The following is a 16355-nucleotide window of genomic DNA, read 5'->3' as shown; positions in this document are numbered from 1 at the left end:
ATAAAAATGAAAAACGATTTTAATTTTGTGAATGTACTACTAGAATCTCGAATAGCAAAATTACACGAGATTAAAGGATGCAGTGAGTCCGAAATTAAAGAATTAGAAATTAAAATAAATCACATATTCCCTCCAGACTATAGAGAATTTTTACAAATAGCAGGACATGGCGCAGGATTGCTATTTAGAGGTACTGATATTTATTTCAAAAATATTAAGGAATTAACTAAAGAAGCTACGGAATTATTGAGAGATAACGAGGAATCTTTTACTTTACCAGAAGATGCTTTTGTATTTTGCATGCATCAAGGGTATGAATTTAATTATTTCAGATTTAGTGAAGGTAAGGAGCCGCCAATTTATCAGTATATTGAAGGAGAAGGAGAACCGAGAATTGTGTGGCATGATTTCAAAAGTTTTCTTTTAGAAGAAATAAACAATAATCTTAAAAAATAAAGCTATTTATGTAAACTGAGCTTGGTGCAGTTTTCAAATTTGAGTTGTAATTAACTAATAAGGAACCACATGCGAGTGAACTTGCTCGATGTGGTTTTCTTTTATCCCTTCTTTCAAATTCCATCTCTTGGCAGCCATCGACAACATTGTTAACGGTGAAGTCAACCTTCCTCCGGGCGAACAGACAAAGCTGTTCGAACGTATTCGTCAGGTTGGTAAAGGATATACGGTAATCGGCACGAATTATTCGTATAACGCCCGTAACCAGCTAGTCCATCGCGAGAATCTGATCCGTTACGAGGATTACGACTATTCCTATGACGAAGCAGGCAACCTGCTGACGGACGAACGCAGCAAATACGATTGGAACGCGCTTGGCCAGTTGACAAAGGTAACGTTCCCGGATGGTTTTGGCGAGAAATACACCTACGATATGCTGGGACGCCGGATCAGCAAAACGGATTTCAACCATAAGGGAGAAACGCAGGAAGTTACCTCTTACACGTACAAAGGCGATACGTGGGCGATTACCGAAGAGCGAGACGGCAGCGGTCAAGTAACGAAGTCGTATACGTATGACGCGAATGATCGGCCTTTGACTATTACGATGGAAGGCCAGACGTTCTGGTACGTGTACAACGGACACGGCGACGTTACGGCACTGGCGGACAAGAACGGAAAAGTAGCAGCTCGTTACGAGTACGATGCATGGGGTCTTGTCACCCGTATGTACAACGGCTTAGGGGAACGTGTCCGCGAAGGCATCGGAACTTAAAGCTTGGGGATTAGAAGCTTATAATCTAAACATTGAGCAAAGAACGCATTATATACTGGATCGCTATCATTTGTTTTTAGATACAAATGGGTCACAAGATTTATTGGGAAAATTATTAGACATTAGAAATAGTTATGATCGTTTAAGTGATGCGTGATGATAATGGACCCTATCATACCGAGGTTTTTCCGAAGATGTTACATGGAATGAGTAGAATAAGGTCAATTTATTTTAGACTTGGTATGGACCCTCCCATTTATCAGTATATTGAAGGAGAAGGGGAGCCGAAGCTTGCATGGAATAATTTTGGTAGTTTCCTTATGGAGGAGATCGGCAACACTCACAGGCATGTAAAGGAGATTGAATGTACCCCATGGTAGACATTAACGATTTATATTGTTCAATTTTTACGGATGCTGCCGTCAAAATAGAAGTATTGATTAATAAAGTAGCTGAGTTAACAACGGGAAATGTTGAGTTTCGGAGTGTGACAAGTACCGCTTGTTTGATAGGGATAGCTAAAAACGATGAATACGATCCGATTCGATTGCTGAATCCTGCTGATGGCTTCTTATTCTCCAGGTTTAAACTTGAGACAGATCCTAATATAAATGAATCTAACGCATATTAATCGCAAATCAGCAGACTGTTGGAGGGTCTATGGGCTTCGGATACACAGCCGGGGCATCATGTGATTTTGAGCATTTACTTCATAGAAACGGCGGATATGGTGCATAGCATCAGAAATACCTGGAAAATACCCACCGCAATCTTCTGCAAGACAAAGAGCTTGCCCGGCGGCTGAAGGAGAAGCTCAGCGGCTCCGGAAACTGAACCTCCTGTCCTGGCTTGTTCGCTAACGAAACTCAGACACCTTATTTGCTCGAAATCTTACCTTCTGCAATTCTAACGAAACACAGACACGCTATTTGTGACAAATATGGCTAGTTTGAGCCTAAACCAGTGAAATAACGTTACGACGTTTCGTTAGATCTCGAAAACAGCTATTTGGCGTGAAATAACGTTATGACGTTTCGTTAGCATGACGGCTGTCTGAGTGAAAGGGAACAGCCGAATAGGCTTGGTTTCCACCTCAATTCCTTGGTATAGTCAATCTATGACTATATGAAGAAATTGAGGTTTTTTATCATGTCGAACAAAACAAATGCCTGCCGCAAGCTGGACTCTTTACATATTAAGTACACGCTCCACGAATACGAGTGGGACGAGGAGCATCTGGACGTCGATACCGTTGCGGAAAAGGTTGGTCTTCCTTCTAACCAGCTTTACAAGACCCTCGTGCTGAGGGGAGATAAGACCGGCGTTATTGCGGCCTGCATCCCGGGAGATAAGGAGCTGAATTTGAAAAGCCTGGCTCAAGTGAGTGGCAATAAGAAAGTAGAGATGGTCGCGGTAAAAGAAATTCAAGGCCTAACGGGGTATATCCGAGGCGGCGTATCTCCGCTTGGAATGAAGAAGAGCTACCCGTTTTATTTGCACGAAACCGTGATGGGTATGGAGCTCATTAGTATTAGCGCGGGAAAACGCGGATTGCAGATCTTCCTGAGCGGTGCCGATCTGGCCGCAGCTTCTGAAGGCAAGCTGGTTGATATCGCGCACTAAGGCGGGATGAATGTCCTTTAATCCGGCAAGTCTAGGACTATACTTGTCGGATAATGGATGGTGACCCAGGATGAAGATAATTGGAAGGCTTGGCAGTTTTATTGTGTTGTTCATTTTATTGACTTGGATCGTGCTGTTACTCGGTTATTACGGAAAGGTAGAGTTGCAGAAATGGAAAGCGGAGCTTAGTACCGCGCGTTTTTTCAAGGCTGTCCAGTATCAACGATACGATGAAGCAGTCCGATTATTCGGAGAGCCCCTTGACCAAGAGAGTCTGCGGAAGCTCCAGCCTTTTCGGTTAGTGAAATATACCCGGGTCAAAGCCGAATACGACGATGGCTGCGTATGCGGCGGTCACGCGGAGCTTACGTTTCAGGCGGATGGCCCGCCGATTACGGTACCAGCTGTTTTCGTGCTACGGGAAGGTTATAAGCCGGGGCAAGTTTGCGCGTTGACCAACCGCGAGGAACGGACCGTGATGCCGCAATTAGGCTCATTTAACCTTGTGGTTTGCGGAAGCGACTCCTTCTAAGAGCTAACGCTCCAGCCTCATATAGATGCTTCTCTCCTTGAAGCCAAGCGACCGCGAGAACGCATAAGCGGCTTCGTTCCCGTACATCACTTCTATATCAAGCTGGTCCGCGTCTAATAGAGCGGCCAGCTTCCCGAACAACAATTTCCCAAAGCCGTTCCGCCTCTGGTCCCGGCAGATAAAGAACTGCCGTACATACAAGGGCTGCCTTGTATGGTCAACGAGAGCATAACCGATAAGCGCATTACCCTGCTCAAACAGGTAAGCCTTGTATGCGGTCCTCATGAAATGCCTCATTCGCTCCAGAAGCTCGCTTACGGTCATGGCATTATCATGACGTTCATCTTCGATAAGCTGTTTGTTCAGCCCGGCAAGCAGCTCCAAATCCGCTTCACAGCCTATCCGTATTGTTAATTCGCTCATCCTCAATCACCTCATGAGAACGATTCGTTAACGGCCTCAATTTCCCTGCCGAAAAACTTTTTCAAATTTTTTATAACCGATGTCGATTACCCCGTCTGGCGTTCGTCGTTATAGTAAGAAGCACAAAAACAATGGTTAGGAGAGAATGACATGAACACAGTGATCTCGAAGGACGGCACCAAAATTGCTTACGATAAAACAGGGAGCGGCCCGGCGCTCGTATTGGTAGCGGGGGCGTTCAGCTACCGGAAGTTCCCGGGGCAGGTGGAGCTTGCGAATGCGTTGTCCGGCCGTTACACCGTCTACAATTATGACCGGCGCGGCCGCGGCGACAGCGGAGATGCTTCCTCTTATGCGATCGAACGGGAGATCGAGGATTTGAACGCGATTATTGAAGCAGCAGGCGGTTCCGCTTATGTATGGGGATTATCCTCAGGAGCGGTGCTTGCGCTCGAAGCGGCAGCAAGCGGCTCCAGCATTACAAGGCTGGCGCTGCATGAACCGCCGTTTATCGTGAAAGCGGAGGACCGGAAGCCGCCAAGCGATTTTACCGAGCAGGTTGGCAAGCTGATTAAAGCCGATCGGCGCGCGGAGGCGATCAAATATTTTATGACTAAAGGCATGGGGGCCCCTTCCTTCGTTATCCCGATGATGAGAATGATGCCCGGCGTATGGTCGAGGCTGATGGCGGTTGCGCACACGCTTCCTTACGACGCGGCTTTGCTCAAGAGCTATATGAACGGTCAATCGCTGCCGCGAGACAAATGGCGAGGCGTTGCTGTTCCAACCGTCGTGCTGGAAGGTACGGAAAGCCCTTTATCCTTGCGACACGCGGCGCAGCAGACGGCACAGGTATTGCCTAACGCGAAGCTGATCAGCAAGAAAGGTCTTGGACACACGAAAAAGCTGCACACGGACAAAATCGCGCAAGAGCTTACTTCTTTCTTTGCGGTTTAGTTTTCAGGCAGGTAATGGCAATAAGGCAAGAGAAGAGATAAGAACAATACCAATACCAGGAGGGAATTACAATGAGATTTATGATGATCGTAAAAGCAACCACGGATTCGGAAGCAGGCGTTCTGCCAAGCCAGGAGCTGATTGACGCTATGCAAAAGTACAACGAGGAGCTTGTAAAAGCAGGCGTATTGCTCGCCGCCGACGGACTGCATTCCAGTGCAAGTGCCATCCGGATTTCTTATCCGGAGCCAGGGGGCAAGCCGAAGGTAGTCGACGGTCCTTTTACGGAGGCAAAAGAAATGATCGCCGGTTACACGTTAATCGAAGTGAAATCAAGAGAGGAGGCTGTCGAGTGGGCACTCCGCATGCCGGATCCGCATGGCTACGGCCAAGGCGAGATTGAGCTTCGCCAAGTATTTGAGCTTGAAGAGCTGATGGGGGATCCGGAATCGATTGCAAGAGAGGAAGCGCTTCGCAAGCAGATCGAGGAGACAAGAAACGCGTGAGCGTCTCCCAAACGCATCGCACCATCGAAACGATATGGCGAATGGAGTCGCCTAAGATAATCGCAGGCGTAACGCGGATCGTTCGTGACGTCGGGCTAGCCGAGGATATTGCCCAGGATGCGCTTGTCATCGCGCTCGATCGCTGGCCCGAAACGGGCATTCCGGAGAAACCGGGTGCCTGGCTCATGACTACGGCGAAGCGCCGGGCGTTGGATCTGCTGCGGCGCAACAAGCTGCAGGATCAGAAATACGTCGAAATAGCCCGGGAAATAGAACTCTTTACCGAGGACGATGTTGATCGGGCTCTGGACGGGGAGATTGAAGACGATCTGCTGCGGCTCATCTTTATGACCTGCCATCCGGTATTGTCGCAGGACGCAAGAGTCGCGCTGACGCTGCGTTTATTATGCGGCCTCACAACCGATGAAATTGCCCGTTCCTTTCTTATCGCGGAGTCTACGGTTGCCCAGCGGATCGTCCGGGCGAAGCGTACGCTGAATGCGGAGAAGGTCCCGTTCGAGGTGCCGGTCGGCAAAGAGCTTGAAGAGCGGTTATCCGCTGTTCTTGAAGTGATCTACCTGATGTTTAACGAGGGGTATTCGGCTACCTCCGGACAGAACTGGACGCGCCCGCTTTTATGCCAGGAAGCGCTTAGGCTCGGAAGAGTACTTGCCGCCATTGTACCGGGAGAACCGGAGGTCCATGGGCTGGTCGCCTTGATGGAGCTTCAATCCTCAAGACTCAAAACCCGCGTGAATGCACAAGGTGAGCCTATCCTTCTAATGGATCAAAACCGTGCGTTATGGGATCAGCTGCTGATCCGCCGCGGGCTTACTGCGTTGGAACGGGCGCAAAAGCTGGGCAGAACACTTGGTCCGTATGCGCTCCAGGCCGCAATCACGGCTTGTCATGCGGTGGCGCGTACGCCGGAGGATACCAATTGGATTCGGATTGCCGCGCTTTACGAAGCGCTCTCGAGACAGATGCCGTCTCCAATTGTGGAATTGAACCGCGCCGTTGCGATCGGAATGGCTTTTGGCCCGGCCTATGGCCTGCAGCTTGTAGATGCCCTTTACGCCGAGCCTTCGCTAGCGGGATACCACTTGCTGCCTAGCGTTCGGGGGGATCTGCTCGAGAAGCTTGGCCGTTATGAAGAAGCCGCGGTTGAGTTTGAACGCGCGGTCGCGATGACCCGCAATGAAAAGGAGCAGGCGTTATTGCTGAAGCGGGCGGCAGCATGCAGGCAGGAAGGAGGGCAGGTATAATGCGTTATTTAATGATGGTGAAGGCGTCCGGGTTTACCGAAGCGGGTATTGGTACAAGCAGGGAATACGCGGCAAAAATGCGGTTATACCGGCACGAGCTTAAACAAGCCGGCGTATTTCTTGCTCATGAAGAGCTGCAGCCAAGCTCGGCCGGTTTAAGAGTCGACTATCCGACAGGCGGCGGCGAGGCGGAGGTCTGGCCGGGTCCTTTTTCAATAGACCAGGGTCTTCTTGCGGGGTATATCTTAATGGATGTCGATACGGAAGAAGAGGCTCTGCAGTGGGCGCTGCGCATGCCGGTTCCGGCGGGGCAAGGCGCCTATGGCATTGAGCTTCGCAGGCTTGAAGAGCGGCTAGAGCAACCACGCGATGCAAGACAGGCTGCCATGGAGCTGGAACTGAAAAATTACTTGCAGCTGTAGGACCTGCCGGCATGTTAGCGGACCGTCGTTTGTGGTAATATAAGGCTTGGCAATTACTCTACTCTAAGGAGTGTAGAAATCAATGATTAATCAGCTTGGACAAGTGATGCTGTACGTGAACGATCAGGAAAAAGCGCGGGTATTTTGGACGGAAAAAGCTGGTTTTAAAGTAATAGCCGAGGAAGAAGCCATGGGCCAGAAGTGGATAGAGCTTGCTCCGGAAGGCGCGCAGACCTCCATTATTCTGCATGATAAAGAAGTAGTTGCCAAAATGTCGCTTGGAGTAAACCTCGGCACGCCATCGTTAATGTTCTTCTCCGACAAGCTGGATGAGCTGTACAGCGAATTCAAGAACAAGAATGTAACGGTAGGCGAGCTTGTTGAGCTGCCTTTCGGCCGGGTATTTAACTTCGCGGATGAAGAAGACAATTATTTTTCGGTAATGGAACGGAAATAAACGATATGCCCGCCTTGGTGGTCTTCGATCATCAGGGCTTTTATTTTGCGGGAATAAGCAACTTCTCAATCCCTGGTCACGTTGTAGGTATAAGTGGATAAGGGAGGAATTTCTAGTGAAATTAGGCATAACTCTTATGCTGGCGGTTGTTTTATTGCTAGGGGGCTGCGGGAACGGAAACGGAAACAATAGAGGGAGTACTCCTCCGGAAGAGAAAACGGTAAGCTCGGCTAGCTGGGTGGCGGACCGGATGATAAAAATTCAGGAAGGCATATATGTTGGCACGGAAGAGAAGGTAGAGTCGGTAGACGGGAAGTTGGGAGAAATTAAACATTATCTGACTGAAGAAAAGTTTAATGAGCCAGGCGAATCCTCCAACTATTACAAAAAAGGGACCGCGCTCTATCGGATTACGGGGGTTCCCGTAGAGTCCGGCATTGCCGTTGAGATGAGGCCCGGTCAATACGTCAAAGCCGTACCCGTGGAAGAGATATTGGGAGGAAGCCGTTTAGAATGAGTAGGGAGACCGGGACGGTAGAGCTGACGGTCACGGGACTGTATAAAAATAGTTGGAGCAAGAAAAGCTGATCGCTTTTCCTGCTCTTTTTTTCTGCCCGTGTCCAAGTTTAACCACCCTCCGCGGATGGTCATAATGGGAAGAACAGACTTTTCATCCTGGAGGTAGCTCGCTTATGCATCGGCAACTGTTCACGAATCGTTCGAGCTCCAATGACAACCAAATGCTCCCCGAGTACGCCAATATACCGATCGATCCTTCGGTTGAAAATAATTTAGTACGGCTTAAACGCGATATGGGCGGCAGCGATGATCTCATTATGCGGCAGATCCACAATGAAGGGATAAAAACGGCGGCTGCGGCGGTCGTCTATATCGACGGACTGTCAAACGCGATGGCCATTAACCAATATATATTTGATGTGCTGGACTATTCCTTGCCCCGCTATGACGGGGAGGACATGATGACGCTGGATGCGGGTTCTCTTGCGAAAAAGCTGCTGAACGGCATGGGGCCGGTCCGAACCGTAACCGACCTTGGCTCCCTTTACAAAAATTTGTTGTCCGGCCAAGCCATCATAATGCTGCGAGGGCATCAGTATGCTTACTGTGCGGACATCCGGGAGTGGAAGGGCCGAGAAGTTACGGAATCCACAAACCAGACGTCTATTCGGGGGCCACGGGAAAGCTTTACCGAGACGCTCCGAACCAATACTTCGCTCATTCGGCGGAAGATCAAGGACCCGCGTTTATGGATGGAGACGGTCACCATTGGTCATATGACCAAAACCGATGTGACTCTTATGTATATAAATGGGCTTGCGAAGCCGGATGTTCTTCAGTTGGTTCGCGATCGGCTGAGCGCAATCAAAATCGACGGCATTCTCGACAGCGGCTATATCGAGGAACTAATTGAGGATAACAAATGGTCCTTGTTCCCTACGATATTTAATACCGAGCTGCCGGATAATGTGGCGGGCCAGCTGTTGGAAGGGAGAGTAGCCATTCTTGTAGAGGGGACGCCTAACGTTCTGATTGCGCCTACCCAAATGGTTACTTTTTTTCAATCGACGGAGGACTATTACCAGCGTACCTTCTATGCCAGCTTATTGCGTATCTTGCGGTTCGGAAGCGTCTTTATCTCGCTTCTTTTCCCGTCTCTGTATATCGCCATTACGACGTTTCACCGGGATATGCTGCCCGCGTCGCTTCTTATTTCTCTAGCGGCGCAACGGGAAGGCGTACCGTTTCCGGCCTTTTTCGAAGCGCTGATTATGGAAATTACGTTCGAGATTCTGCGGGAAGCGGGTCTTCGAATGCCGCGCGCGATTGGTCAAGCCGTATCTGTCGTGGGTACGCTTGTAATCGGCCAGGCGGCGGTAGAGGCGGGAATCGTGTCCGCGGCAATGGTTATCGTGGTGTCTATTACAGCAATCTCCACGTTTACGCTTCCGGCCTACAGCATGTCGATACCGGTGCGCATTCTCCGGTTTGCCTTTATGGGCGTGGCGGCAAGCTTTGGGCTCTTTGGCATCATAATGGGCTTTTTTGTCCTTATGCTCCATCTGTGCGCGCTGCGTTCCTTCGGAGAGCCGTTTATGGCACCGTTGTCGCCATTTATAAAAACGGATATGCAGGATGCCTTATTCCGCTTGCCTAGATGGCTTATGTTCAAAAGACCGGAAACCTCTCTTAAAACCGACTCGAGCAGAATTCGAAAGAATTAGGAGGCCGACATCATGCTCTACAAATTTGCCATTTCGATGTTATGCCTTCTTATGCTAACCGGCTGCTGGAGCAGGCGGGAGCTGAACGAACTTCTGATTGTGCTTGGCGTTGGGGTAGATTGGGAGGACGGACATTATCTCGTGTCGTTTCAAGTCGTTAACCCGAGCGAAATCTCCAATCAGCAAAAAAGAGGCGACCGTCCTCCAAGTACATTGTTTCAAGGGAGAGGGAAAACGCTGTTCGAAGCGGCAAGAGCGGTTACGGCGGAAGCGCCGCGCAAAGTATATGCCGGGCATTTGCAGATTTATGTCATTGGAGAAGAAGCGGCAAGAAGAGGCATAAACGAAATCATTGACAATGTTGCCCGCGATAACGAAGCAAGAATGGATTTTAATATTATCGTGGCCAAAGGAACGAAAGCGGAGAATGTTCTTAAGCTATATACGCCCGTAGAGAAGCTGCCTAGCTACAGCATGCAGCAGTCGCTGCAGACCTCGGAGAGAAACTGGGCGCCTACTATTGCCGTAACGCTGGACGAAGCGATAAACAAGCTTTCTTCGCAAGGAAGCGAGATTGCGTTAACCGGCATACGGGTCATCGGCAGCCCCGCAGTCGGGGAAACGAAACAAAACGTAGAAAAGTTTTTGCCGCCAAGCCGCTTCCGATATTCGGGCATTGCAGCTTTTAAGGAAGACAGGCTGATTGGCTGGCTGAACGAGAAGGAGAGCAGGGGCTATACCGATATTACGAATAATCTGGATAGTACTTCGATCGCTGTACCATGCGGGGAACAGCGATATTTAGGAGTTGAAGTGACTTCCTCGAACTCTAAAATCAAAACCAAGGTAGTAAACGGAAATCCAGAGGTTGAGGTATCGATCCGAACGGAAGGGAATATCGTCGAGAGAACGTGCACGGACGTTGATCTGTCCAATCCCGATACGATCAAGAAGCTGGAGGGTCAGACCAAGCAAGCCATCCTGGGCAATGTGGAAGCCGCCGTCCAGCGGGCCAAGGAATTAAAGTCGGATATTTTCGGCTTTGGCACCCAGATGGAGAAGGAGCATCCCGCCTACTGGAATCGGGTAAAGGATCAGTGGCGTGAGGAGTATTTTCCACAGCTTAAGGTGACGTACAAAATTAAGATGTTTATTCGGGATACCGGCACGATAGAGAACAGTACGATCAGATAAGAAAGGGAGGGGATCGAATGACATCCGTATTGGCGGTTCTTGCTTTGGCGGCAGGCGCTTTTTGGTTGGAGGGTCCAGGGCTAATTCGCCGTCAGCAATTCCGGGAGCTTTCTGTATTCCTTGTCCTTCTGCTGTTCGGAACGGTTTTGTACAGTCTTTTGATGCTTCAGCTTTCGCTCCCTAACCCGTTTATGCTTGTCAAATGGATGTTCCGCTGGATGGGGACTTCAAAATCATTCTAGAGGAAAAGAAGGGAGGAGGAGGTTCGAAATGTCTATTTACTCGAATGCGAAAATATCGGTTAGACAGTTCACGATTTTGATTATGATCGGTACCGTTGGCGACTCGATTCTGATTATGCCCACGATTACGGCCGCCTCCTCCAAACAAGATGCATGGCTCTCGATGCTGCTTGCATTATTTGCCGGTATTCTCACGGGAGGGTTATTCGCGGCTATTGCCAACAGGCTGCAGCGGGTAAGTTTGTATGAAGCCATCCGGCAACGATTAGGCTTATGGTTTGGGGGCTTCTTTTTCCTCCTTTTTATATTCTCGTCGTTTATGTGCATCCTGACGCTGCTTAGCGAGATGAGTCAGTTCATGACGCTGCAATTAATGCCGGAAACGCCGGTTAACGCGATTATTTTGTTTTTCGGGGCTGTCATTATTATCGCTTACCGCTATGGCATTGAGGCTTATGCGAGAATGGGAGAAATACTGTTTCCGGTCATGATGGGACTGTTTGTGCTTCTTGTCGTTCTGCTGATGCCACAGATTAAATGGCCCAATATGCTTCCTGTTATGGCGAGGGGATTCTTGCCGATTATCAACGGGGCGCTTCCCGCGTATTGTACGGGATTTGTCGAAATGGCTGTGCTTCTTATGCTTGTTCCTTACGTTGAAGGCAACGGCAAGCTCACCAAACATATACAGAAAGGATTTATAGCTGGTGGCATTGTCCTGTTTCTTATTGTTCTTCTTAGCGTACTCGTGTTAGGTCCAGCTCTCATGGAGACCAAGTATTATCCGACCTTTGTGCTTGCCCAGAAAATTATGATTGGCCATTTCCTGGAGCGGATTGAGGCCGTGATGGCCTTTTTGTGGGTCATCACGGTATTCTACAAAACGCTTATTCACTTCTGTACGTTGACCTCCGGTCTGGCACAGGTGTTTCAGTTGAAAGAGAGCAAGATGCTGACTATTCCGCTTGGCATGATTCTGCTTGTCTGCACGGTGGTGGGGACCCCAAACATTACAACCTACAATCAGATCCTGATTGATTATTACCCTTGGTTTGATTTGACCTTTTTCCTTGTTCTGCCGCTCATCATGCTATTTCTTATCATGGCTGTTAAACAGAAGCCGCCGAAGGTGCAGGGACAGCAACCGCAGGGCCAACAACAGCAGCAACAGCCGCAGAAAAATTAGGCGAATGATTTTCCAAAAAACACTTGTTCCTTCCGCGGGATCATGTTAATATGACACTATAAATAATAAAACATGAAATATGAAATATTATTGAGGTGACAGGAATGGCCCGTTACAACTCCGAAGAAGAAGTCCTCGCCCATTACGATCCGAAGAAATACCGGACACCGGATGGCTATACGAGCGATATAGCGGTATTTACGATCATTAGCGAGCCAATCGCGCCTAATAAGCCGCCGAAGCGGACGATGAAGCTGATGCTGATCCGCCGGGCACGGCATGACCGTGAAGGAAGTCCGAATATTGAAGGCGGGAAGTGGGCGCTGCCGGGAGGTTTTATCGATCCCGAGGAGGTTGCCTACGAAGCGGCGAAGCGCGAATTGTCCGAAGAAACCGGTGTAGAGGGGATTCATATCCGGCATTACGGGGTCTATGACAAGCTGGGCCGGGATAAGCGGGGATGGATCATCTCCAATGCCCATTACGCGATTGTACCGGAGGATTATCTCGAGAAACGCAAGGCCGCCGACGATGCGGAGGAGGTGGCGCTCTTTACGATCGAGGAGATTAAAGAGCTGGAGCTTGCCTTTGACCATCGCGAAGTGATTGCGGATGCTTACGAAATGATTCGAAAGGATATGCTGCTCTCGACGGTTGCGCGCAGCTTCCTGCCGCAGGAATTTACGTTAAGCGAGCTGCAAAGCGTGCTCTTAACCGTTACGGACAGTCCGAAGGTAGCGAAGTATTCGACATTCCGGAACCGTGCCGAACGCCTCCCGTTTATCGAAGTCGTTCGAATCGACGGCGAAGCCAAAACCACATCAAGAAACTCCAAGCGACCATCGATTTTGTACCGTTTCAAAGAGGGAGAACCTCTGGAGTCGATCTACTTCTAAAGGTATTGTCACAATACCTGTTCTTTTTAACTTTATTATTTCATAAAACATGAAATAAGGAATAAGAGGAGGTGGCTAGCAATGACGACGAATAATAAGCTTGTTACCTCGTTTAATCGTTTGTTCCGGGAGGCCGAGATTGGCGGGAAAAGCAGCGCCACTATGAATGCTGTGCTGGCAGAAGCGGCAAAAGAGCAGCTTCCGCCTTCAGAAGCGGATCATGAGAAAATGCTTCTGCTGGTCATCGACCAGCAGAACAGCTTCATCGAAGGCGGAGACTTGGGGGTTCCCGGGTCGATTCAGGATACCATTCGGCTTGGAAAATTTATGTATAGAAATTTGCATAAAATCACACAAATCGCGCTGACCAAAGACGTCCATACGCCGCTGCAGATTTTTCATCCTTGCTGGTGGATTGACCGCAATGGCAAGCACCCCGCACCTGTAGAGACGGTCATAACGGTAGAGTCGGTCATCAATGGGGATTGGACGCCGGTCTTTTCGCCGGCGAGAAGCCTTGCTTATCTTCATGAGCTTAAGGCGGGAGGAAAGAGAGAGCTCCGAATCTGGCCTTACCACTGCCTGGAAGGTACAAGCGGCGTGGAGTTCGAGAGCCAATTCATGAACCTTGTTTACTTCCATACGGTGGCCAGAAGAAGCACGCCGGTTATTTTGGAAAAAGGACAGGATCCGTTAAGCGAAATGTATGGCGCGTTCTACCGGGAGGATGGCGTGGCAAGCGACGCCAACCGGGCTTTTCTGGACAGCCTCGCGGATTATAACAAAATTTATATCGCCGGTCAGGCACTCTCGCATTGCGTACTCGATACGCTGAAGCATATTTTGGAGCATCATGCCGAGAACCGGGTATTGACCGAAAGCATTCATTTGCTGATGGATTGCTCGAGCCCGATTCCAGGTACGGAAGCTTTAACGGACACGGCGATGGAGGAGCTAGTTAAGCGATACGGCATTCAGCTTGCGACAGCGGAAGGCCTGACGATATAAGCATAAGCCTACGGAGGTAACGGGACATGGACAACGTACAGCAAATCAACAAATACGCGGACGACAGCCTTGCGCTGCACACGGACTTATACCAGGTTAATATGGTGGAGACTTATTGGGCGGAAGGAATGAGCGAGCGCCGTGCGGTATTCGAACTCTTTTTCCGCAAGCTGCCTTTCGGGAACGGTTATGCGATCTTTGCGGGACTGGAACGGATTATCGAATATGTGCAAAGCTTCGGATTCACCGATTCGGACCTGGCCTATCTGCATGATGAGCTTGGTTATGAAGAGGATTTCCTCGCTTACCTGAAGCAGCTTCGCTTCACCGGCAAAATTACCGCCATGCGCGAAGGAGAGCTGGTCTTCGGCAATGAAGCGATCCTCCGGGTGGAAGGCACGTTGGCCGAAGCCCAGTTTATCGAGACGGCGCTGCTTAATATCGTAAACTACCAGACGCTGATCGCGACAAAAGCCTCGAGAATCCGCAATGCCGTTGGAGATGCGCCGCTTCTCGAATTCGGCACGCGCCGCGCTCATGAAATGGACGCCGCGCTATGGGGCTCGCGGGCTGCTATCATCGGCGGCTGCGATGCGACCTCGAACGTGCGCTGCGGCAAAAGGTTCGGAGCAAAGGTATCGGGCACGCATGCTCATGCGATGGTGCAAGCGATGCTGGACGAATACGAAGCGTTCCTACGTTACGCGAAGCGGCAGAAGCAGATGAACCGCAAATGCGTCTTCCTGATCGATACGTACGATACGCTTAAATCGGGCATTCATAACGCGATCAGAGTCGTGAAGGAGCTTGGCATCAAGGATTTGTTCGAAGGAGTCCGGCTTGATTCGGGCGACCTGGCCTATCTGTCGAAGGAAGTGCGCAAGCTGCTGAACAACGCGGGTTTTAAAGAGACCAGAATTTATGCCTCGAATGATCTCGATGAATATACGGTCCTGAATTTGAAGTCGCAGGGTGCGGTTATCGATGCATGGGGTATCGGAACAAAGCTGATTACGGCGTATGATCAGCCGGCTTTAGGCGCAGTCTATAAAATTGTGGCGATCGAAGATGATACTGGAAAAATGGTCGATACGATCAAAATTTCGGGCAATCCCGAGAAAGTGACTACTCCGGGAAGGAAAAAGCTGTACCGGATCATTAATCTGGTGAATCACCGCTCGGAGGGCGACTATATCGCGCTGGAAGAGGAGAAGCCGCAGGAGGAAGGACGCCTCAAGATGTTCCATCCAGTGTACACCTACATCAGCAAATTCGTAACGAATTATGAAGCGAGAGAGCTTCATGCGGATATTTTCTTGGGCGGAGAGCTGGTTTACGAGCTTCCCGGGCTTTATGAGGTGCAGGCTTTTGCCAAAGGAAATCTGGAGCTGCTCTGGGACGAATACAAGCGGAACCAGAATCCGGAGGATTATCCGGTTGATCTAAGCCAGCGCTGCTGGGACAACAAGATGAATCTCATCCATGCGATGAAGGAGAAAGCGGAAGGAGTGGCCAAGGAGACATGACGACAAAACCTCGGAAAATCGGCATTTACGGATCTTCTTTCGACCCGATCACGAATGTGCATTTATGGACGGCTTCGACCGTGGCGCACCGCAAAAACCTGGATTTAGTGATCTTTCTGCCTTCCTCCAGCATGCGCCATGACAAGAAAACGAACACTAGCGACGAGCATCGGGTGAATATGATTAAGCTTGCGATTCAGGATAATCCGAAGTTTGTTTTTGATCCTTACGAGCTTACGGTGCTTGCGGGCATGCAATACACATTCCATACGATGAGGCATTTCCGCGAGCAATATCCGGAGGATGAGCTGTATTTTATTATGGGCGCGGATCTTCTGGTCGATATCGCCGACGGCAAATGGTCGCATGAGAAGGAATTGATTGAGGAAAATAAGTTTATCATAATGGCACGTAATGGAATCGACATGACGGAAGCAATCTCCCGTTCGCCGCTGCTCCGCAATCATGACGACGGACGGTTCCAGCTGATGAGCAAAGGGCTGGCCATGGAGATCAGCTCGACCTACATCCGGGATGAATTCAGCCGGGGCGGGGAGCCGAGATATTTGCTGCCGGATTCGTGTTATGACTATATTAAGCAAAACAGCTTGTACCGCATTTAACGATCAAAGGAGGCGCTTGGC

At 49.7% G+C, this 16355-nt stretch carries 20 protein-coding genes; 19 read left to right on the top strand and 1 reads right to left on the bottom strand.

What is annotated here, in order from left to right; all coding sequences use genetic code 11:
- The first annotated feature begins 6 nt into the window (after positions 1-6).
- From ACR9FF_RS26825 to ACR9FF_RS26805, 5 genes are all read left to right on the top strand, one after another.
- Positions 7-456, top strand: coding sequence for an SMI1/KNR4 family protein (locus ACR9FF_RS26825; RefSeq protein WP_435166716.1), 450 nt, complete (start codon positions 7-9; stop codon positions 454-456).
- Between the two features lie 88 nt (positions 457-544).
- Positions 545-1231 carry a hypothetical protein gene (locus ACR9FF_RS26820; RefSeq protein ID WP_435166713.1) on the top strand — a complete coding sequence of 229 codons (687 nt, stop codon included), beginning with the start codon at positions 545-547 and terminating at the stop codon, positions 1229-1231.
- Between the two features lie 373 nt (positions 1232-1604).
- Positions 1605-1862, top strand: coding sequence for a hypothetical protein (locus ACR9FF_RS26815; RefSeq protein ID WP_435166710.1), 258 nt, complete (start codon positions 1605-1607; stop codon positions 1860-1862).
- Positions 1863-2380: 518 nt separating this feature from the next.
- Positions 2381-2854: a Cys-tRNA(Pro) deacylase gene (gene ybaK, locus ACR9FF_RS26810; RefSeq protein ID WP_435166707.1), complete on the top strand. Its 474-nt coding sequence runs from the start codon at positions 2381-2383 to the stop codon at positions 2852-2854.
- Positions 2855-2924: 70 nt separating this feature from the next.
- Positions 2925-3386: a hypothetical protein gene (locus tag ACR9FF_RS26805; RefSeq protein ID WP_435166704.1), complete on the top strand. Its 462-nt coding sequence runs from the start codon at positions 2925-2927 to the stop codon at positions 3384-3386.
- 3 nt (positions 3387-3389) lie between these two features.
- On the opposite strand, the gene ACR9FF_RS26800 is transcribed toward ACR9FF_RS26805, so the two are convergent.
- Positions 3390-3809 (bottom strand): GNAT family N-acetyltransferase, encoded by a 420-nt coding sequence (locus ACR9FF_RS26800; RefSeq protein ID WP_435166701.1) that lies wholly within the window; start codon positions 3807-3809, stop codon positions 3390-3392.
- A 150-nt stretch (positions 3810-3959) separates the two neighbouring features.
- Between ACR9FF_RS26800 and ACR9FF_RS26795 the strand changes: the two genes are divergently transcribed.
- From ACR9FF_RS26795 to nadD, 14 genes are all read left to right on the top strand, one after another.
- Positions 3960-4766 carry an alpha/beta fold hydrolase gene (locus ACR9FF_RS26795; RefSeq protein ID WP_435166698.1) on the top strand — a complete coding sequence of 269 codons (807 nt, stop codon included), beginning with the start codon at positions 3960-3962 and terminating at the stop codon, positions 4764-4766.
- 71 nt (positions 4767-4837) lie between these two features.
- A complete protein-coding gene (locus ACR9FF_RS26790) occupies positions 4838-5272 on the top strand; it encodes a YciI family protein (RefSeq protein ID WP_317981154.1) in 435 nt (144 codons plus the stop codon).
- Positions 5269-6537 (top strand): RNA polymerase sigma factor, encoded by a 1269-nt coding sequence (locus ACR9FF_RS26785; RefSeq protein WP_435166694.1) that lies wholly within the window; start codon positions 5269-5271, stop codon positions 6535-6537. Before ACR9FF_RS26790 ends, ACR9FF_RS26785 begins: the two co-directional genes overlap by 4 nt.
- Complete coding sequence (locus ACR9FF_RS26780; RefSeq protein ID WP_435166692.1) at positions 6537-6959, top strand: YciI family protein; 423 nt, start codon at positions 6537-6539, stop codon at positions 6957-6959. The genes ACR9FF_RS26785 and ACR9FF_RS26780 overlap by 1 nt, the downstream gene beginning before the upstream one ends.
- 82 nt (positions 6960-7041) lie before the next feature.
- Complete coding sequence (locus tag ACR9FF_RS26775) at positions 7042-7416, top strand: VOC family protein (protein ID WP_435166689.1); 375 nt, start codon at positions 7042-7044, stop codon at positions 7414-7416.
- Positions 7417-7531: 115 nt separating this feature from the next.
- Positions 7532-7933, top strand: coding sequence for a hypothetical protein (locus ACR9FF_RS26770; protein ID WP_435166686.1), 402 nt, complete (start codon positions 7532-7534; stop codon positions 7931-7933).
- A 175-nt stretch (positions 7934-8108) separates the two neighbouring features.
- A complete protein-coding gene (locus tag ACR9FF_RS26765) occupies positions 8109-9659 on the top strand; it encodes a spore germination protein (protein WP_435166683.1) in 1551 nt (516 codons plus the stop codon).
- 12 nt (positions 9660-9671) lie between these two features.
- The gene (locus ACR9FF_RS26760) at positions 9672-10853 is read left to right on the top strand and encodes a Ger(x)C family spore germination protein (protein WP_435166680.1); all 1182 of its coding nucleotides are present in this window, start codon (positions 9672-9674) and stop codon (positions 10851-10853) included.
- A gap of 17 nt (positions 10854-10870) precedes the next feature.
- Positions 10871-11095, top strand: coding sequence for a hypothetical protein (locus ACR9FF_RS26755; RefSeq protein WP_435166677.1), 225 nt, complete (start codon positions 10871-10873; stop codon positions 11093-11095).
- A 28-nt stretch (positions 11096-11123) separates the two neighbouring features.
- Positions 11124-12281 carry a GerAB/ArcD/ProY family transporter gene (locus ACR9FF_RS26750; protein ID WP_435166674.1) on the top strand — a complete coding sequence of 386 codons (1158 nt, stop codon included), beginning with the start codon at positions 11124-11126 and terminating at the stop codon, positions 12279-12281.
- Between the two features lie 104 nt (positions 12282-12385).
- A complete protein-coding gene (locus ACR9FF_RS26745; protein WP_317981163.1) occupies positions 12386-13177 on the top strand; it encodes an NUDIX domain-containing protein in 792 nt (263 codons plus the stop codon).
- An 81-nt stretch (positions 13178-13258) separates the two neighbouring features.
- Positions 13259-14185, top strand: coding sequence for a hypothetical protein (locus ACR9FF_RS26740; protein WP_435166671.1), 927 nt, complete (start codon positions 13259-13261; stop codon positions 14183-14185).
- 26 nt (positions 14186-14211) lie between these two features.
- Complete coding sequence (locus ACR9FF_RS26735; protein ID WP_435166668.1) at positions 14212-15711, top strand: nicotinate phosphoribosyltransferase; 1500 nt, start codon at positions 14212-14214, stop codon at positions 15709-15711.
- Complete coding sequence (gene nadD, locus ACR9FF_RS26730) at positions 15708-16334, top strand: nicotinate-nucleotide adenylyltransferase (protein ID WP_127492644.1); 627 nt, start codon at positions 15708-15710, stop codon at positions 16332-16334. Before ACR9FF_RS26735 ends, nadD begins: the two co-directional genes overlap by 4 nt.
- Positions 16335-16355 lie beyond the last annotated feature (21 nt).

This window comes from Paenibacillus glycanilyticus, from assembly GCF_051200795.1.
GTDB lineage: Bacteria > Bacillota > Bacilli > Paenibacillales > Paenibacillaceae > Pristimantibacillus > Pristimantibacillus glycanilyticus.
The sequence above is the reverse complement of the archived record's forward strand: the minus strand, read 5'-3'. Positions and strand labels throughout refer to the sequence as shown.